Source organism: Nitrosomonas sp. (assembly GCF_019635155.1).
Classification (GTDB): domain Bacteria; phylum Pseudomonadota; class Gammaproteobacteria; order Burkholderiales; family Nitrosomonadaceae; genus Nitrosomonas.
Genome location: NZ_JAHBZY010000010.1, coordinates 1 through 17,611 on the forward strand (window position 1 = coordinate 1; position 17,611 = coordinate 17,611).

At 46.4% G+C, this 17,611-nt stretch carries 24 protein-coding genes; 20 read left to right on the forward strand and 4 right to left on the reverse strand.

Annotated elements, in window-relative coordinates; genetic code table 11:
* The 13 genes from KF839_RS08215 to KF839_RS08275 form a co-directional block, all read left to right on the forward strand.
* Window positions 1-411 (forward strand): hypothetical protein (locus tag KF839_RS08215; protein WP_292917356.1); only part of this gene is annotated, 411 nt, incomplete at its 5' end.
* Entirely contained in the window at window positions 408-743 is a 336-nt protein-coding gene (locus KF839_RS08220) for a hypothetical protein (RefSeq protein ID WP_292917357.1), read from the forward strand. The genes KF839_RS08215 and KF839_RS08220, both read left to right, overlap by 4 nt.
* A gap of 109 nt (window positions 744-852) precedes the next feature.
* Window positions 853-1,755: an RHS repeat-associated core domain-containing protein gene (locus tag KF839_RS08225; RefSeq protein ID WP_292917358.1), complete on the forward strand. Its 903-nt coding sequence runs from the start codon at window positions 853-855 to the stop codon at window positions 1,753-1,755.
* The gene (locus KF839_RS08230; protein ID WP_292917359.1) at window positions 1,739-2,290 is read left to right on the forward strand and encodes a hypothetical protein; all 552 of its coding nucleotides are present in this window, start codon (window positions 1,739-1,741) and stop codon (window positions 2,288-2,290) included. Before KF839_RS08225 ends, KF839_RS08230 begins: the two co-directional genes overlap by 17 nt.
* On the forward strand, window positions 2,281-2,931 hold the full coding sequence (locus KF839_RS08235; protein WP_292917360.1) for an RHS repeat domain-containing protein: 651 nt from the start codon (window positions 2,281-2,283) through the stop codon (window positions 2,929-2,931). The genes KF839_RS08230 and KF839_RS08235 overlap by 10 nt, the downstream gene beginning before the upstream one ends.
* A gap of 142 nt (window positions 2,932-3,073) precedes the next feature.
* Window positions 3,074-3,712: a hypothetical protein gene (locus tag KF839_RS08240; protein WP_292917361.1), complete on the forward strand. Its 639-nt coding sequence runs from the start codon at window positions 3,074-3,076 to the stop codon at window positions 3,710-3,712.
* A 237-nt stretch (window positions 3,713-3,949) separates the two neighbouring features.
* Entirely contained in the window at window positions 3,950-4,717 is a 768-nt protein-coding gene (locus KF839_RS08245; RefSeq protein WP_292917362.1) for an RHS repeat-associated core domain-containing protein, read from the forward strand.
* A 5-nt stretch (window positions 4,718-4,722) separates the two neighbouring features.
* Window positions 4,723-5,223, forward strand: coding sequence for a hypothetical protein (locus tag KF839_RS08250; protein WP_292917363.1), 501 nt, complete (start codon window positions 4,723-4,725; stop codon window positions 5,221-5,223).
* Window positions 5,224-5,298: 75 nt separating this feature from the next.
* A complete protein-coding gene (locus KF839_RS08255) occupies window positions 5,299-5,484 on the forward strand; it encodes a hypothetical protein (RefSeq protein WP_292917364.1) in 186 nt (61 codons plus the stop codon).
* A gap of 35 nt (window positions 5,485-5,519) precedes the next feature.
* Window positions 5,520-6,194: an RHS repeat-associated core domain-containing protein gene (locus KF839_RS08260; protein ID WP_292917365.1), complete on the forward strand. Its 675-nt coding sequence runs from the start codon at window positions 5,520-5,522 to the stop codon at window positions 6,192-6,194.
* 43 nt (window positions 6,195-6,237) lie between these two features.
* The gene (locus tag KF839_RS08265; RefSeq protein ID WP_292917366.1) at window positions 6,238-6,750 is read left to right on the forward strand and encodes a hypothetical protein; all 513 of its coding nucleotides are present in this window, start codon (window positions 6,238-6,240) and stop codon (window positions 6,748-6,750) included.
* Window positions 6,751-6,904: 154 nt separating this feature from the next.
* Complete coding sequence (locus KF839_RS08270; protein WP_292917367.1) at window positions 6,905-7,135, forward strand: RHS repeat-associated core domain-containing protein; 231 nt, start codon at window positions 6,905-6,907, stop codon at window positions 7,133-7,135.
* Window positions 7,132-7,374: a hypothetical protein gene (locus tag KF839_RS08275; RefSeq protein WP_292917368.1), complete on the forward strand. Its 243-nt coding sequence runs from the start codon at window positions 7,132-7,134 to the stop codon at window positions 7,372-7,374. The genes KF839_RS08270 and KF839_RS08275 overlap by 4 nt, the downstream gene beginning before the upstream one ends.
* Here KF839_RS08275 and KF839_RS14890 read toward each other — a convergent pair.
* Window positions 7,350-7,514, reverse strand: a complete 165-nt coding sequence (locus tag KF839_RS14890) for an integrase core domain-containing protein (protein ID WP_416362358.1) — start codon at window positions 7,512-7,514, stop codon at window positions 7,350-7,352. The genes KF839_RS08275 and KF839_RS14890 overlap by 25 nt on opposite strands.
* Window positions 7,515-7,579: 65 nt before the next feature.
* Here KF839_RS14890 and KF839_RS08280 point away from each other — a divergent pair, with 65 nt between their 5' ends.
* Entirely contained in the window at window positions 7,580-8,653 is a 1,074-nt protein-coding gene (locus KF839_RS08280) for an IS5 family transposase (protein ID WP_292917369.1), read from the forward strand.
* 159 nt (window positions 8,654-8,812) lie between these two features.
* Window positions 8,813-9,220: a lipoprotein N-acyltransferase Lnb domain-containing protein gene (locus tag KF839_RS08285; RefSeq protein WP_292917474.1), complete on the forward strand. Its 408-nt coding sequence runs from the start codon at window positions 8,813-8,815 to the stop codon at window positions 9,218-9,220.
* Here the strand turns inward: KF839_RS08285 and KF839_RS08290 are convergent.
* Complete coding sequence (locus KF839_RS08290; protein ID WP_292917370.1) at window positions 9,162-9,464, reverse strand: hypothetical protein; 303 nt, start codon at window positions 9,462-9,464, stop codon at window positions 9,162-9,164. The two genes, KF839_RS08285 and KF839_RS08290, sit on opposite strands and share 59 nt — an antisense overlap.
* An 860-nt stretch (window positions 9,465-10,324) precedes the next feature.
* Here KF839_RS08290 and KF839_RS08295 point away from each other — a divergent pair.
* The 5 genes from KF839_RS08295 (at window position 10,325) to KF839_RS08315 (ending at window position 15,544) form a co-directional block, all read left to right on the forward strand.
* Window positions 10,325-11,275, forward strand: a complete 951-nt coding sequence (locus KF839_RS08295; RefSeq protein ID WP_292917371.1) for an HpcH/HpaI aldolase/citrate lyase family protein — start codon at window positions 10,325-10,327, stop codon at window positions 11,273-11,275.
* Between the two features lie 101 nt (window positions 11,276-11,376).
* The gene (locus KF839_RS08300; protein ID WP_292917372.1) at window positions 11,377-12,555 is read left to right on the forward strand and encodes a malate--CoA ligase subunit beta; all 1,179 of its coding nucleotides are present in this window, start codon (window positions 11,377-11,379) and stop codon (window positions 12,553-12,555) included.
* Between the two features lie 9 nt (window positions 12,556-12,564).
* Window positions 12,565-13,452, forward strand: coding sequence for a succinate--CoA ligase subunit alpha (gene sucD / locus KF839_RS08305; RefSeq protein ID WP_292917373.1), 888 nt, complete (start codon window positions 12,565-12,567; stop codon window positions 13,450-13,452).
* Between the two features lie 390 nt (window positions 13,453-13,842).
* On the forward strand, window positions 13,843-14,841 hold the full coding sequence (locus KF839_RS08310; RefSeq protein ID WP_292917374.1) for a VWA domain-containing protein: 999 nt from the start codon (window positions 13,843-13,845) through the stop codon (window positions 14,839-14,841).
* A gap of 442 nt (window positions 14,842-15,283) precedes the next feature.
* A complete protein-coding gene (locus KF839_RS08315) occupies window positions 15,284-15,544 on the forward strand; it encodes a hypothetical protein (RefSeq protein WP_292917375.1) in 261 nt (86 codons plus the stop codon).
* 63 nt (window positions 15,545-15,607) lie between these two features.
* Here the strand turns inward: KF839_RS08315 and KF839_RS08320 are convergent, their stop codons facing one another.
* Together KF839_RS08320 and KF839_RS08325 are read right to left on the reverse strand one after the other, a co-directional pair.
* Complete coding sequence (locus KF839_RS08320) at window positions 15,608-16,954, reverse strand: porin (RefSeq protein ID WP_292917376.1); 1,347 nt, start codon at window positions 16,952-16,954, stop codon at window positions 15,608-15,610.
* 165 nt (window positions 16,955-17,119) lie between these two features.
* Complete coding sequence (locus tag KF839_RS08325) at window positions 17,120-17,569, reverse strand: hypothetical protein (RefSeq protein WP_292917377.1); 450 nt, start codon at window positions 17,567-17,569, stop codon at window positions 17,120-17,122.
* Window positions 17,570-17,611: the final 42 nt, after the last annotated feature.

Consider the following 17,611-nt stretch of genomic DNA (forward strand, 5'->3'; position numbering starts at 1 on the left):
GTGGATCGGATGGGATTATATGTTACGGTAATATTTTATCCGGGAGCTTCTGGGTTTGGACACATCGGAATCGGAGTGAACTCGAATATTACTGTTGGATTTTATCCAATAAATACGGCCTCAAACTCAAGAATACTCAATGGATTACCTGTTTCTGGTGTGATGAAGCTAGATGAGCGAGTTCCGATTAAATCGTTGATCATTTCAACTACACCGGAACAAGATCAAGCTATTCAAGCTGCAATTAATCGTCGATCGGCATTTCCAAGTAGTTATCGTCTATACGATAGGAATTGTGCTACAACAGTGCGTGATGTACTTCGTTCAGGAGGGATTATCACTCCACAAACTATTCTTCCAGAAGTTCTTTTTAACAATCTGCAACAACAATTTGGATCAGTCTCTCGATGAGCAAAGAAAAGTTTATTGCAGTATTTGCGATTGTAGGTGGACTGGTTATTCCATTAATATTCAAAATACTTGCTCTAGTGATACCTATTTTCCCACTTACACTTTTATATACTATGCTGGTTGTATATCCCAGCTCTATTTTTTTATTGGTACCAAGCAGTGGGGAAAGTTTTTTCTCTTTAGCTTTTATAATTGCTGCAATACTAAATTTATTACTATATACGCTCATTGGCACAGCTATTTGGCTAGGCTTGTTCATGAAAAAGTATTGGATTGCCGGTATACTTGGTGTAGTTATGAGTTATCTATGGTGGACTTTGTTAACTCTTTAATCTGTGAAGCAATTAGCCTGGAAAAGGTTGCGTCATCGGGGATCAACGAATTAGCAAGAATGGCTTGTAGAGTCCCAAGTTTTTCTTCTTTTGCGATCCTGCCGGTCAATTGATCGGGGAATACCGGGATAACTCAAACACTGCCACACCAACGGACAGTTGGCTGGTCAGACAAGAAACCATCTGGCTGGGTGATATTCCAGTCGGCGTGATCAAGAAACCTATCGCCACCGGACCGATCAAGGTGCACTATGTACATGCCGATCACCTCAACACCCCGCGGGTGATCGTGGATCAAGCCAACACCGTCGTCTGGCGCTGGGATAACACCCACGCGTTCGGCGCCAACCTGCCCATCGAGAATCCGATGGATGCAACGCAGATTTTTGAATACAACCTGCACTTCCCGGGGCAGTATTTCGACAAGGAAACCAATCTGCATTACAACTATTTCCGCTATTATGAACCTGAAACGGGACGGTACATTTCGCCGGATCCGATCGGGTTGGCGGCAGGGATGAATGTTTGGGGGTATGTGGGGCAGAATCCGCTGAGTTTTGTGGATCCGACGGGTGAAATTCTTGTCGCTCCAATTGTTATAGGTGGATTAATTGGCGCTGGCATTGATCTGACCCTCCAACTTTTCCAAAATGGTGGCGATCTTGAGTGTCTGGATGGAAGAAGTATTGTTACTACTGCTCTATCCGGTGCTGCATTGTCTGGTTTAGGGCCAACGGGGTTCTTGTTAGGTCGTGGCGGTACTAAGGCTGCATCGTACGGTTATTCAGAATCTGCAGGAGTTTTGAATAATGCAAGCACTCGATTTGGATGGGGATATCGAGCTTCAGACAATTCCAATGTATTACGAGCAGTGGTTAATGGAAGTAAAACTGATATACCTGGAACAGCAATTTCACCATTAGCGAGCCCTTTACGCGATGGTGCGGTCAGCGGTGTGATAGGTGGTGGAGCGAATCGAGCAGCAGGAGATTCTTGTGGCTGTAAGAAATAATCTGCCGGTGCTAACGCCTGAACGAGCCAAAGTGCTTTTGTCCGAATGGTTCATTTCAAAACATACTACTACAGTAGTATTTAGAGAAGAAACGAATCCAAAAAACGATCCGCATGACGATTATTTGATTGGCTATGAGGCAATTTTCGAACCAAAATCATTAGAGCACGCATACGTTCATATTGGGGTAACACCGGATGGCTACGTGGCAATTGGGTTTGAGAGATGGGAACGTATTGCTGAGCGCCTAGGTGCTAAAAATTCGAGTGTCCGCTTTGCGGCTGGACATGAGCCATGTTTCATAAGCGAGTCAGGCTTACTCGCGATCCTCGACTTAATCGCAAATGGTCAAATTGCGATCGCCCCAACAGTCATTCCTTTGATTGGTTTAGTTTCCACCAAAGCTAAAGTGCTTCAAGATGTTTTGGAAGAGCTTATTTCGAAGGGTTACTCCTCGGTTAGTTGGCTTAATGGAGTTAGCCAAACTGAATTCTCAGAAAAAGGGCGTTTGCTCCAGTTCAGCCGATGGAAGTGAGAACCTGTAAGCACATACCGGTTGCCGTGATCACGAAACCCACCGCCACCGGTCCGATTCAGGTGCACTACATCCATGCCGACCATCTCAACACCCCACGGGTGATCACCGATACAAGCAACACCATCGTCTGGCGCTGGGACAACACGCACGCGTTCGGCGCCAACCTGCCAATCGAGAATCCGATGGATGCAACGCAGATTTTTGAATACAACCTGCGATTCCCCGGGCAGTATTTTGATAAGGAAACCGGCCTGCATTACAACTATTTCCGCTATTATGAACCGGAGACGGGAAGATACCTTTCACCCGACCCGATTGGGCTAGCGGGAGGGATGAATGTTTGGGGGTATGTGAGCGGGAATCCAGTTTTAAATTTTGATTTGCTGGGTTTGGAACTAATTTCGTTTGAGGAAGGGCAACGGATTACTGAAGTTGCTAGAACTTGGTCAGGGGTACCTTATTACGAAAATGGTGGGGCAAGATCAAGTCGAGATAGAGCTGATTGTTCTGGGTCTATTTGGAAAATCTATGACGAGGCAGGTTTTCCTTATAAATATTCGAATTCTAATATGTTTCCGAATAATCCACGTTTTAAGCCTGCTCCTGATAATAAGCCTCAGCCGGGTGACGTGGGATAATGGAATGGTCATGTATTAATTTTCGATCCTAAAGCAGGTGCTAGATATGATTCCTGGTCCGCTCGCAGACCAGGGGTGCCATTTGGTACTGCTCAGATAATTTGGTGGGAAAAATCAATGGGGCCAGTAACATGGTATCGATATGACAAACCAATCAATAATATTAAGTAGGAAGAATATATCTCTCCTATTAGCTATTGTATGCTGTGTATCATTCAATCATAGTATCTGGGCTAAATCGCTGAATGAGGTTGAAGTTGATGCTGTAAGGATTGTTGCGGAAAAATTTTGCTACGCTGACTTCGAGGGTGATCCAGATATACGAATGGATATTACAAAATATACAACAAGTCGACGAAAAGAAGAGAGCAGAAAAGATCCTGAATTACTTGGAAAAGTTATTGCATTTGAGGCGGACCCAATTTTTGTTGTTAAATCATTTGAAATCACAAATATTATAGTTGAAAAAAATACTGCGGTTGTAACAGTCGTTTTTGATCGAATAGCAAAAAGTATGGGTAGTGGGCTACCAGGAAGAAAAATAATTGCTGATGATTTGAAACAAGATGTTGTAACACTCCAGTTAATTCGCGATCAAGAAAAGTGGTGGATTTTGGATCCTCCAATACCACGAGTGTCAATAAAAGCGTTACATCAATTTTATAAAGATAGAATTGATAGCATGGCTGAATGGATTTTTACAAAGCAAGCCTCTGATTCCCAAAAAAATAATTATGAAGAAATGAATAAAATTTTAGAAATATTGAGATCATTAATGTAAGCAAGTAACCGGATAAGCTTGCATCATCCAGGAATAACAATGCCAAGACCAAAATTCCATAACACACGTTGTCAACACATTGCGTATAACAACCCACTGAGCTCGAAGCAATTTTACTTGAATGATTTTGTTAGGAAATTGACAGTAGGATATTGTGAAAATGCTTACGCAGCAACGCCAACAGATGACTGACTGGTACGGCAAGAAACCGTCTGGCTGGGCGATATTCCGGTCGGCGTGATCACGAAACCCACCGCCACCGGTCCGATTCAGGTGCACTACATCCACGTCGACCACCTCAATACCCCGCGGGTGATCGTGGACCAAACCAGCACCATCGTCTGGCGCTGGGAGAACACCCACGCGTTCGGTACGAACTTGCCCAACGAAGACCCGGACAGCAACGGCCAATTATTTGAATTCCACCTCCGTTTCCCCGGGCAGTATTTTGATAAGGAAACCGGCCTGCACTACAACTATTTCCGCTATTATGAACCGGAGACCGGGCGGTATATCTCACCCGACCCGATTGGGCTAGCGGGAGGGATGAATGTTTGGGGGTATGTGGGGCAGAATCCGTTGAGTTTTGTTGATTACTCAGGATTGTCAACGGCTTTAGTAGATCGAGACAACAATACAATATCAGTTACTTTCAAAAATGGTCAGATCGTTACTTATGCAGCTGGAAATAACACGATAAATCCATCAGGTGACCCCAATAAAATAGGAAGTAATGGTCCTGCTCCGGCAGGCACCTGGCTTGTTCAGTTACCGATAAATACTTCCGGGGATATTAGGTATGGGCCTTACTTCTGGCCTATTGGGGCGGTTGATGCACGGGGTAACCGCGCAGACGTCGCACGTCAACGTGGTATCGGTTTACATGGAGGGCGTCGTAGCTATCAGTCTCGCACAGAAGGATGCATTCGAATGAATGATGCAGATATTCTTGATTTGTATCAGCGCACCATCAACGATCCTTTGACCACTATCGAAATTCGTTAGAAATTATGGCTATAGGTTATCGAGTAGTTTCAGGTTTTGTTTTTTTGTTTTCCATTATTACCTGTTCTATGGCAGCAACGGCATTGAAGGAACAAGGCGCTTATCCATCCCCTGGGAAGATGTGCACAGCGGTATTAACAGTGTCTGCACAAGGTGGTTTTCTGCAATTATCAGTTCAAAGCATTAATGGAGAGTTGACTCATGTGGCAGATGATGTTACCGGTTTCTTATGGATAAACGAAGAGTCTCTAGTATTTTCGTCAGGCCCAATTTATGGAAAACCTGGAATTTTTGAAATTACTTGTGCTCATGAACAGCCATCTCTAAGAAGGCTCATTGGTCCTCAAAATATCAATTTATCTTACCCAGATGGGGCAGATTATTTTGAATTGAAAGAAATTAATGATCGAAGGCTTCATTTTTTTTATGGGATTGATGTTGATGACATTGATTTTAATGAGTTTCGTACAGAAAAAAACTTACTCTCGATAGAGTTGATGCTGTGATAATGTATTCAAAAAAGTAAGTAGCCTGGAAAGGTTTTCTTCATCCGGGATTAACGCATCATCAAAAATGGCCCGTTGAGTCCGAGGTTCTTGTTCTTCTATGATCTATCGGGGCAATTGATCGGGGAGTATAAAGACAATGCTGCTACAACCGCACCGGCTGACGATTGGCTGATCAGACAAGAAACCATCTGGCTTAGCGATATTCCGGTCGGCGTGATCACAAAACCCACCGCCACCGGTGATATCCAGGTGCACTAATCCATGCCGACCACCTCAACACCCCGCGGGTAATCGTGGATCAAACCAACACCATCGTCTGGCGCTGGGACAACACCCACGCGTTCGGTGCGAACTTGCCTAACGAAGACCCGGAAGGCAATGGTCAACTGTTTGAATATAGCCCCCGTTTCCCCGGGCAGTATTTCGATAAGGAAACTGGCCTACATTACAACTATTTCCGCTATTATGAACCGGAGACCGGGCGGTATATCTCACCCGACCCGATCGGGTTGGCGGGAGGGATAAATGTTTGGGGGTATGTAAAAGGAGATCCAATTAATTTGATTGATCTTCTCGGTTTGTTTTTTGATAGTGTCAAATATGCCAGTTGGATGAATGAACATGCACATTTAACTTCGCAACACAGATGTGCCAGATATGTCAGAAAAGGATTAGAAGCAGGAGGGGCGGATACAAGAGGGCACCCAATTTCGGCTAAAGATTATGCACCGATTTTAATAAAAAATGGATTCATACCGGTCCCTTCGCAGAACTATATTCCAGAAATTGGGGATACTGTGATTTTTCAACCATATTCTGGTGGAAGTCAACATGGACACATACAAACATTTACTGGAAATAGATGGGTCTCAGACTTTCTCCAAAATAATTTTTATCCGGGCAGAGGGTATCAAAATTCCTCATACCAAATCTACCGAGCACCAGATTGCGAATGTTATGAGCACTAATGGTGAAAATGGGATCGGTTGTACTCAGAAGACAGGAAGATTTATGAAAAATATTATAGCCAAGAGCTTGCTATTAGGGTTTATTTTGTTAACTTTCCCTGTGGTTAATGGTACAGAACTAGACGGGAGAAAAAGCATTGTTTATCAATTGTATGGAGATTTTGGTTGGAGTGCTATTTTTGATATTTCGGTAGATACTGAAAGGTATTTTGGCAAACCAATAGAAGAACAGTCGCTGGATATTCTCAGTAAATTCTTCTCTCCAGAGTTAGCGAATCTTTTTTTGAAAGAAGCAAAGTGTAAACAGGCCCGTAAAGGTGAGTTATGCAATCTTGAATTTGATGCAATTTTTGCATCACAAGATCCCGCAGCAATGGAGATGTCAATAAGTTCTGCGGAAGGCGATAATATCGCTGTGGAATTTATATATCCACCCGATAAGACAAAGATAAATTTAATGTATCATCTGGAGAAAATCGGGGATGGATGGCGGATTAGTGACATTGTATATCTTGGCGATAATGCCTCATCTTTAAAAGCAATTCTGTCTCGTTAGCTGAAAAAGAGAAACTGGATAGATTTGCATGATCCGGATCAAGATCAGGATATGCGGCCGCAGATCGGGAGCAGCATTGATAACGCTCGCCGCCACTGGTTTAATTCGGGTGCGTTAAATCCACGCCGACCACCTCAACACTCCGCGGGTGATCGTGGATCAGACCAACACCATTGTCTGGCGCTGGGAGAATACGCACGCGTTCGGCGCCAACCTGCCTGATGAAGATCTGGACGGCAATGCGCAATTGTTTGAATACAACCTGCGATTCCCCGGGCAGTATTTTGATAAGGAAACCAACCTGCATTACAACTATTTCCGCTATTATGAACCGGAGACAGGAAGATACCTCTCACCCGATCCGATTGGGTTGGCGGGAGGATGAATGTATATGAATACGCTAACAGCAATTCAATGGTGTTTGTTGATCCGAATGGATTGTGCCCTTGGTGTGTAGGTGCTGTGGTGGGTGGTGTATTTGATTTTGCAATGCAGTTCTGGAGAAATGATGGCAATTTAGAATGCATAGATTGGACAGAAGTCGGGTCATCGGCAGCTTTAGGAGCAGTTGGTGGAGGACTACTAAATTGTAAGAAATCTCAGGGTTGTTTACAGAGAGGTTGATTGAAATAAGCGTTGAGTATTTCATAAGGGGTAGCATTATTCAAACCCTTATGTGGCTTCACGGTATTGTAGAAGTTAATGAAACGGAAAAGCTGAATGCGCCGATCGGCGCAGTCTTTAAAGGAAAAAGACCCCTGCACAATCTCCCATGCTAATCAAATAACCCACTAAAATAGTGAGAGGTAAAAGAGAGTTGGAGCAAAAGATGCAAATGAGATTTGGAACACTGGAATTAGCAGAGCGATTGAAGCGAGATAATGTTCTGATGAAGATTGATGCGCTGATTGACTGGGAGGAATTACGTCCGAAGCTTACGGGTTTATACAAGCGCGAGTTATCGCATGGTGGAGGACAGGAACCGTTTGATACGCTGATGATGTTCAAAGCGATCCTGCTGGGTCAGTGGCATAGTTTATCGGATGCCGCGTTGGAGCAAGCGCTGTGTGTACGCATTGATTTTCTACAATTCTGTGGATTGTCCTTGTCGGATGCGATACCGGACGAAACTACTTTGTGCCGGTTCCGTAATCGGCTAGTGAGCGGCGACCGGCTAGATGATCTGCTGGCCTCTATTAATGAACAGCTTCAATCAAACGGATTAATGATCAAGGGTGCGACGGGAGCGGTAATTGATGCCACGTTAATTGAGTCAGCGGCACGCCCTAAAAAGACTATCACCCTGGAGGTGGATGCCGAAGGTAAGGCTGTTCAGTTTGAAGATGGCAGTCAGCCTGGAATCAGTTGTACCGAAGAACAAAGTGCGGATCCGGATGCGACTTGGCTAAAGAAAGGCAAGAAGTCGCAGTTTGGCTACCGCAGTTACCTGGTAGTGGACGCACAAGACGGCTATGTGCGTGGGGTTCACACCGCCCCTGCTAACCAGAGCGAAATGATACATTTCGAGGCAGCTATCGATGTTGCGCATATCGAGGCGAGTCGGGTGTATGCTGACAAGGGATCCACCAGCAATGCCAATCGGCAATTTCTAAGAAAGCAAAAGATCAAGAGCGCAATCATGCATCGCGCGTATAAAAACAAACCACTCTCAATACGCCAGAAGCTGGCTGATCAATTGATCAGCAAGAAACGTTATATCGTCGAACAGTGTTTCGGCACAATCAAACGCTTATTCAGAATGGGACGCGCCAGCTACTTCGGTACGGTAAAAGTCAACGCCCAAATGATACTGAAAAGTATCTGCATGAATCTGAAAAAAGCTGCCAACAAAATTTTTGTGGACAAGCCGTCAAGGGGATCAATCCGTCCAAATGCTGGATAAGGGTAGAAAACTCCCCTAAAAAATGGGAAAACTTCACTTCCTGCCAAAAAAACGCATAACCAGTGTCATCCGGAAATTTTCCTCTCTCACTACAGCAAAATTTTCGGGGTTGTGCAGAAGTCTTTCTACGGGTATGTGGGGCAGAGTCCGTTGGGTTTTGTGGATCCTCTTGGATTAGATGTAACGATAGCACTTTATCCCGGTGCTTTTGTATTTGGGCATGTAGGTATTGGAGTTAACACACTCAATACAACAGGATTTTATCCTGTAGCTGATGCATCAAATTCAAAAATTCTTAATGGACTATCAGTATCAGGTGTAATGCAATCAGATGTGCAAACACCCATAAAGCCAATTACTATCCCGACGACTCCAGAGCAAGATCAAGCTATTCAAGCTGCAATCAACCGTCGTGTGCAGTACCCTGGCAATTATCGTCTATATGATAGAAATTGCACTACAACAGTACGAGATGCGCTTCGTGCTGGTGGAATTAATACACCGCAAACTATTCTTCCAGGGAATCTATTTTATAACTTGCAGCAACAATACAGATCGGCTCAATAATGAGCATGACAAAATTTATTACCTTGTTTGCAATAGTTGCTGGAGTTTTTGTTCCATTAATATTCAAAGTAATTTCATCGGTAATCTCAGTGTTCCCACCGATACTTGTAAACATAATGCTCATTGTCTGGCCCAGTTCTTTGATAATGTTAGCGCCAAGTAGTAGCGAAAGCTTTTTCTCAGAAGCTTTCTTAATTTCGATAGCTGTGAATGTCATTCTATATGCTGTCATAGGTGCGGCCATTTGGTATGGCTTCTTCATGAAGAATTACTGGGTACTTTTTATACTTGCCATGGTGATGGGTTATATATGGTGGAATTTGCTGACTCTTTGAGAATGAAGTAAGTAGTCCAGATAAGCTAGTGTCTTCTAGGGCTAACAATGCCAAGTGATGCAAAACCTCTTTTAGCCCATGAGAGTTCCAAAAAAGCCATTTGCCTTATTCCCAGTAAGTGTGTTGATTGCTCTGAGCACCATCTTGGTTGAAAGGTTATTTTGGCATATCGGCTATTCAAATTATTTGCTGTTGCTGAGCATTCTTGCTTTGCTGCATATCGTCGTTAGCGCCATGATAATCAAAGAAAAATCAGATAATTTCTGTTGCGGTTGGGCGCTGTAGTTATATTGATCATTGGTCAACGGTGGCTCATCGAGCTGAGTGCGATGCTAATGATTTGGAATGTCCGCGGATTTGCGCCATAGCAGCCGGTCTGAATAAGCTTGCGCCCCCCAGGGGCGTTGCATCATCAAGAATTTGCGGTGGAACATGCGGTTTTTTCTTGCATGATTGCCGCGATTAACTCTTCAAATACTACCCCGGCTTCCCCATCCGGTATTCAGCAGGGCTGACTCAGTAGATAAATTCCCGCGGAATGGATATAATTCGCTGAATAATTAGCCTTTAAAAGTAAGCAAAAAAACCAATCTATCCATTCACCTCTTCACGACTGTCCGCGTTGTTAAATTACGAACCACCGTATGTTTTCTTTTCTGTTTTGTTTTTAAGCACGTACCCGGTGAATGATGTTGCGAGAACATGGGATGCAACCGGCAAATTGTTGATGGGCCTTTGATCATTAGATAATTTTTATTCTGGAGGAAAAATGAGTCACACGCTTTATGAAACAAAAATTCAGCGAGTACAGCGCTGCGAACTGGCGGTTCCAGGTTCCAGCCCCGGCATGTTTGAAAAGGCGCTGAATAGCGGTGTTGATTTTGTTTTCCTGGATTTGGAAGACGCGGTTGCGCCGGACGATAAAGTTCAAGCACGTAAAAATGTTATTCAAGCGCTTAACGACTTGGATTGGAGAGGTCACGGCATTACCGTTTCGGTGCGTATCAATGGTTTGGATACGCAATATATGGTGCGCGATGTGGTTGATCTGGTCGAGCAAGCGGGCGGTAAGATCGATACGCTGCTGATCCCGAAAGCCGGCGTGTACGCGGATATTTACATGGTACAGGCGATGGTTACCCAGCTTGAGATGCAGCAGGGATTGAAAAACCGCATCGGTTTGGAAGCGCTGATCGAAACCGCGCTCGGCATGGCCAATGTGGAAGACATTGCGCGCAATGGCGCGCTGGGACGATTGGAAGCGTTGCATTTCGGCGTAGCCGATTACGCGGCGAGCAATCGCGCCAGAACCACCAATATCGGCGGTTTGAATCCGGATTATCCCGGCGATCAATGGCATTTTGCTATCAGCCGCATGATTGTCGCTTGCCGTGCTTACGGGTTGCGCCCGATTGATGGGCCGTTCGGCGACATCAAGGATCCCGATGGTTATATCCTGGCAGCCAAGCGCGCCGCCGCACTGGGATGTGAGGGTAAATGGGCAATTCATCCGACGCAAATTCCATTGGCAAACGACGTGTTTACACCACCGGAGCGCGAAATCGAAAAAGCCAAGCGCATTCTCGCGGCGCTCAAGGAAGCTGCCGCACAGGGTAAAGGCGCTGCGGCGCTGGATGGCCGTTTGATCGATGCGGCATCCGAAAGAATGGCCAATAATGTGGTGAAAATCGCCGACGCGATAGCCGCTAAAAACGGTTAATGATTAATGACTAAAGGCCGCGTTGAGCGGCCTTTAGCTTTATGACGAGTGACAATGTAATGATTAATTAACGCAGTAGTTGCGATTATTGGGGAATTGAATTGAATATTCACGAATATCAAGCAAAGGAAATACTGGCGGAATACGGTGTCAAGATCGCTGAAGGCGGTCTGGCCTATAGCGTGGTGGAAGCCGTGCAACGCGCCAGGGAAATAGAAGGCGACGTATGGGTCGTCAAGGCACAGATTCATTCCGGTGCGCGCGGTAAAGCGGGCGGCATCAAAGTTTGCAGAACACACGCGGAAGTTGAGCAGGCCGCCGAAAGCTTGCTCGGTAAAAAATTGGTGACGCATCAAACCGGTCCGGCGGGGAAAATCTGTTCCCGGCTTTATATCGAAGCAGGCACCAACATCGCCAAGGAAATGTATCTGTCGTTCATGATCGACCGTACCAGTGAACGTGTGATCATTATCGGTTCCGCCGAAGGCGGCATGGAAATCGAGAAACTGGCGGTGACCAATCCGGAAGCGATTATCAAGATTTACGTCGAACCGGCGGTCGGTTTGCAGGATTTTCAAGCACGTAAAATGGCATTTGCTTTGGGCATCGATGCGGCGCAACTGAATCAGGCGGTGAAAACCATCAAAGGCTGCTACCGCGCGCTACGAGACTTGGATGCTAATATTCTGGAAATCAATCCGCTGGTGATTACCGCTAATCACGACATCGTGGCGCTCGACGCGAAAATGGTCTTCGACGAAAACGCATTGTTCCGTCGTCACCGCATTGCTGAGTTGCGCGACAATACCCAAGTTGATCAGCGTGAAGTCGCAGCTGGAGAGGCCGGTTTGAGTTATGTCGGACTGGACGGCGACATCGGTTGCATGATCAATGGCGCCGGTCTGGCGATGGCGACGATGGATATGATCAAACTGGCCGGTGGCGAACCCGCCAACTTCCTCGATGTTGGCGGCGGCGCATCCGCCGAGCGCACCGAAAAAGCGTTCCGCCTGGTGCTGGCGGATTCCGGCGTCAAAGCGATGCTGGTCAATATTTTCGCCGGTATCAATCGCTGCGATTGGATCGCCGAAGGTGTGGTGCAAGCCGTCAAGAACATCGATATGAAAGTGCCGCTGGTGGTACGTCTATCGGGCACCAACGTGGAAGAAGGCCGCCGCATCATTGCCGACAGCGGTCTGCCGATCATCACCGCCGATACGTTAGCGGAAGCCGCGGAAAAAGTCGTCCGTGCCCGTAACGAAGTCGTCGCGAAAGCTTAGGAGTATAAAGTGGCGATATTAATCAACGAAAAAACACGCATTATTGTTCAAGGGTTTACTGGCAGAATCGGTACCTTTCACGCGCAGGAAATGATCGACTACGGTTCCAACGTGGTTGGTGGCGTCACACCCGGAAAAGGCGGGCAAACGCACCTCGGATTACCAGTATTCAACACGGTTAAGGAAGCCGTCGAGCAAGCCGGCGCGGAAGCCAGCATCGTCTTCGTGCCACCCGCTTTTGCCGCGGATTCGATCATGGAAGCTGCCGATGCCGGTATTAAATACTGCGTCTCGATTACCGACGGTATTCCGACACAAGACATGATGACGGTGAAAAACTTTCTGCGCCGTTTTCCGAAAGAAGACCGCATGCTGCTGACCGGCCCGAACTGCGCCGGAACCATCAGCCCGGGCCGCGCGATGCTCGGCATCATGCCCGGCCATATTTACATCCGCGGCAATGTCGGCGTGGTCGGTCGTTCCGGTACCTTGGGCTATGAAGCCGCCGACCAAATGCGCGCGCTCGGTATCGGCATTACCACTTCCGTCGGTATCGGCGGCGACCCGATCCCCGGCAGCTCGCACCGCGACATTCTGGAGAGATTGGAGCAAGATCCGGAAACCAAAATCGCGTTGATGATCGGCGAAATCGGCGGCCCGCAAGAAGTCGAAGCCGGACAATTCGCCAAAGAAAACATGAGCAAACCGCTGGTCGCTTACATCGCTGGTTTGACCGCACCCGAAGGCCGCCGCATGGGCCACGCCGGGGCGATCATTTCGTCTGCCGGTGAAAGCGCCGCCGAAAAGGTCGCAATGCTGAAAGAACTCGGCGTCACCATCTGCCCGACCCCGTCACTGATGGGACAAACCATCGCGGAAGTGCTGGCGAAGCTGTAATTCTGTCATTGTAGTTGTTGTTAAAATTAGTTAAAACAAAAAACCCGGAGGCGTTAACCTCCGGGTTTTTTGTTTTGCCGCGGGAAAAATAATGCGAAACCGAAATTTCAGTTATTTATAAGAAATCCGGTATCAAAAAGCAAAAGGGGCTTTGTCTGAAAGATCTGCGATAAGTTACTTTAAAGAGCCTTATCTACTCGGGATATTTTTCCGGTAAGATGCTGAGAAATAGCACCTTACGAAGGACAAATGACATCTGTTCCGATAGAGATGGATTGGTTAGAATCTTGTTGCCATTAGGTGGATAGTAGTTTTTTATCTCTGCTATTCATTTCTGAGCAAATATCTCGTAGCGGTATGGTCAAAAATTATCGATAAAGGAAAATACTGATGAAACAAATTATCAAACATTGGCTTGCAGTTTCCGCAGTAGCATCATTTGGATTCGGTGTATCGAGTGCATCGTTGGCTGCAGTGGCGGTATCGTGGACAGGACCCTCTCCTCTTGCAACGTATTCTGTAGGTGAAGTGGTGAATCCGTTTGGTAATGCCAATGCCAGCGGCATCATTGGTGGTACCGGTCTCGACCTTGCTTTGGTGCTTGATTCATCCGGCAGCATGGGAATTATAGATAGCGGAAAAACGCGCAACGCTTGGTTGGAAGAAGCTTCTACCGCGCTGGTAAATGCGCTGCCGGTGAGTAGTACTTCGGTTGCCGTAGTCGATTTCGATAGTAGTGCTTCGCTTCTTCAAGGACTTACACCGTTATCCAGCGACTCAGCTTCGGTGCTTTCGGCAATCGCAGCAATTGATGCTTCGGGCGGAACAGCCATTGACGCAGGTATCGATCGCGCAACTACCGAGCTTATCGGTTCCAATCATACCGATGGCCGCACCCAAATGATGGTGGTGGTGTCAGACGGCGAGAGCAATCGCGCTGCTGCAGTTGCCAGTGCTGCTGCCGCACTGGGTTTCGGTGTCGATGCTATTCATACTGTAGGTATTCCTGGCCATGACGTGTTGACGATGCAGAGTATCGCTACTGCAGGGAACGGCATCTATACTAACGCCAGCGATCTAACCGGTTTAGTGGATCTGTTCAATGGCACGGCTGGCAATCTGGTTGGTATCGATCACGTGGATGTAACGATGAATGATGGTTCGTTCATCAGCCATATCGCTATTGATGGCCTGGGTAACTTCGTACTACCCAACGCCACACTATTCTTTGGTGCCAATATCTTCACTGCGGTTGCATATGACACGGTAGGCAATAGCGCTACAGCGGAACTGATACTCACCGCTGTACCTGAACCTAGCACCTACGCAATGCTTGGCATGGGCTTAGTGCTGATCGGGTGGATAAGTCGTCGCCGTATTGCCGACTAACGAGGAAGCTGCACCATGTAAATGAAGGTCGCATTCTTACATGATGCGGCCTTTTTTGTTGCTAGCGATATCATTCGAGCAAATCACTCTAAAATTTTTAGAAGCCATCAGGTAAATGTTGGACTCCCTTTGTTAGCTTAATTTATAACTAATGATAGTGTCGTCCGATGAGGTAGGCCGAACGTAAGGTTAACCGCTTTATTGATTGAACAAATCGATTTATTTCGCAGTGCATTCGAATACACCCAATAACGCTATCCTTTCTGCATGAATGCCATTGCTATTTTGCCGGATCATTTTCACTGCATTTAAGCACTATTTCACACCGATGCGGATTTTTTAATTCCATGGGGTCGTTGATAGCAAAGTCGCGCGCAAGAGTTATTGCACCGAATTATAATGAGGTATGAAATAACAAGTGGCCTGATTATCGGGCAATAATATGGATTTCTCGATTGTTACCTTTTGTTTGGTTGCCCTATCCATGGGGTTTGCTAACGTTTGCGGTACCTTGTATTTCATTAACCTCAGTAATAAAAACCCGCATGCTGCGGCGTTTTGGTCGGCGACGCTGATACTGGCCAATGCATTTACCATTACCAATTATGTCGAGAATCACGCGTATGTCGTGGCAGCGTTTATCGGGACTTACCTGGGTACCTATGGAACGCTGAAGTGGCAACAGAGACGGGAAAGCAGTTGATCAATTTGCCGCCAATCGTATTGAGATGCTTGCACGACACTTTCCAGCATTCGCTGGGCAAGATCAGAAGGGCAGTACAAAATCCAGAGAAAACAAAATTTGGTCTTTATGGCCTGCAAAAGGCCGGTATGCTTCCGCGCGGAAGGCATCCACCCGGTCGTAGCGGATATTGGGGCGGATGCGTAATTTCTGCAATAATTCGGATTTCAGTCCTAACGATTTGGCAGCTTTCCAATTTAAACCGACAGTTAGATCGTAATAATCGGCCGGGGTTATCGTAACCCTGTTCAGGTTGCCCGCATAACTTACTGCGGCACCGTTGACTACATTGGTGGCGGCGGCGATCCGGAACGGCGACGGATTGCGGAAACCGTCTTGATCGCGATACCATTCAGCGCGCGCACCGATTGCCAGATTGTCGGTGAAATCGTGGTACAAATGCACAATGGCACTCATCCATTCGGCATCTCGAACGACGTTGGTATATTTCAAATTGTTCAGCAGCACTCCGCTGACTTCACCATACACATGATGCAGAACCAGCAACGTTTTGGGTGTTATTTTATGTTGTAAGACCACATTGTAGAATGCCCAGATTTCATCAGTCCGAGTGGAAACATGTCCATACGTTCCGGAAAAATGAAACGTGGTTGCTTTGCTGTCGTTTGTCCAGGTAAACCCGGCGAGCCCGGACCAATTTCCCAATTGCTTGTCCCAGCCGCCATCCCAACCGCCATTGGCGCTGCCGGTAAGCGGCCCCCCTAGAATCTGCCAGTTATTATTGATGGTGTAGTTGGCCAACATGCCGGTGTGCGTGAAAGGTTCGCCAACATTCAAAGTGTATGCGCGTGTATAAAAGAAATTATCGGGCGCCGGAACGGTTTCAAAGCCTGTCGGGGTATAGAAGTGTCCGAGCTTGACATTCAATCCATTACCGATCGGTACAAAGGTTTCCAGATACGCTTGCGGTAATGCGATGCCGTAGGTTCGCGATGAATTGCAGCATAAATCCAAATCCCAGTTGTTTCGCTTGAGCGGTTCGCCGGAATTGACATCAAAGGTTGGCACACCGAAGGCTTGCGTGAAGATGGCATCGGTTCCGAACATGAAATCGAAGCGCCCGCCGAAATCCCATGCTTTCCCTTCGGAGACGACCGAACGGCGTAAAAACAGATTCAATTGGTTTAATTGAAAGCGGTTCGCTTGATCGGCAAAAATCACCGGGCCGTTGAATCCACCCGATTGACTCGGATTGAAGGTTGCACCGCCATTGACCCAGCCGCCTAATTCCAACCGACTGTATTTGATAAAATTTTGTAGCGGATCGGCAGCCTGGATAGTTCCTGAAAAAAAAGCACAAAATAATGCGCTGCTTGCGACAGCAGCCAGCAGTTTAAACGTTCGCATCATTTATCAATAAGCATTTGTGAGGTTCCGGAATACGCAAAAATTCCATTCCCCCGCGTCCGGTCTTATTAAGACCGAAAGCAAGGGGAATGGAATTTCCTATAGGTTGCGCTTAGATACGCTTTAAAGTTACATAATGGATATGAATAGTATTTTTATCCAATGATTTTAATTCAATTTATTGTCTGAATCTGATTCCAGCTTTACTTTAATTTTGCGGGTAGCAGTTGGATCGGCTTCAGATGATTGAGCGTAGTCCCGTTTCAGCAATTCCGCTGCGATCTTGCGATGAAATTCAGCTTTTTTCAACGCATTTTGTGCTTCTTGCTCATAATGACGAAGATTTGCCGTTGCGTGAGAATGAAAATCCTGTCCACGTCTTCCATAGTATTCGCTATGGCCTTCGTAATCTTTGAGTAGGGCTTTATTTTGTGCCACTTTGCTATCCATTTCCATAGCTATGTTATCGTAGTACGAAGCCAAGTTATTATGCTCTTGATGGGTTTTTGCATTCTTACCAACTGTGTCTTGCGGGTTGACCGATCCGACTTGTGCGCAACCGATCAATACCATGAAGATAGGTACAATAGCGAGATAGACAGATAGTTTTTTATTCATGATGAATGGCTCCCAATTGATTATGGTGTGCATAATAACGAA

What these genes read in the sequence shown, in the direction of transcription:
- KF839_RS08220 (WP_292917357.1), top strand. Translation starts at nt 408, where the DNA reads ATGAGCAAAGAAAAGTTTATTGCAGTATTTGCGATTGTAGGTGGACTG.
- KF839_RS08235 (WP_292917360.1), top strand. Translation starts at nt 2,281, where the DNA reads ATGGAAGTGAGAACCTGTAAGCACATACCGGTTGCCGTGATCACGAAA.
- KF839_RS08240 (WP_292917361.1), top strand. Translation starts at nt 3,074, where the DNA reads ATGACAAACCAATCAATAATATTAAGTAGGAAGAATATATCTCTCCTA.
- KF839_RS08250 (WP_292917363.1), top strand. Translation starts at nt 4,723, where the DNA reads ATGGCTATAGGTTATCGAGTAGTTTCAGGTTTTGTTTTTTTGTTTTCC.
- KF839_RS08265 (WP_292917366.1), top strand. Translation starts at nt 6,238, where the DNA reads ATGAAAAATATTATAGCCAAGAGCTTGCTATTAGGGTTTATTTTGTTA.
- KF839_RS08275 (WP_292917368.1), top strand. Translation starts at nt 7,132, where the DNA reads ATGAATGTATATGAATACGCTAACAGCAATTCAATGGTGTTTGTTGAT.
- KF839_RS08280 (WP_292917369.1), top strand. Translation starts at nt 7,580, where the DNA reads ATGCAAATGAGATTTGGAACACTGGAATTAGCAGAGCGATTGAAGCGA.
- KF839_RS08290 (WP_292917370.1), bottom strand. Translation starts at nt 9,464, where the DNA reads ATGGCCGCACCTATGACAGCATATAGAATGACATTCACAGCTATCGAA.
- KF839_RS08295 (WP_292917371.1), top strand. Translation starts at nt 10,325, where the DNA reads ATGAGTCACACGCTTTATGAAACAAAAATTCAGCGAGTACAGCGCTGC.
- KF839_RS08310 (WP_292917374.1), top strand. Translation starts at nt 13,843, where the DNA reads ATGAAACAAATTATCAAACATTGGCTTGCAGTTTCCGCAGTAGCATCA.
- KF839_RS08315 (WP_292917375.1), top strand. Translation starts at nt 15,284, where the DNA reads ATGGATTTCTCGATTGTTACCTTTTGTTTGGTTGCCCTATCCATGGGG.
- KF839_RS08320 (WP_292917376.1), bottom strand. Translation starts at nt 16,954, where the DNA reads ATGATGCGAACGTTTAAACTGCTGGCTGCTGTCGCAAGCAGCGCATTA.
- KF839_RS08325 (WP_292917377.1), bottom strand. Translation starts at nt 17,569, where the DNA reads ATGAATAAAAAACTATCTGTCTATCTCGCTATTGTACCTATCTTCATG.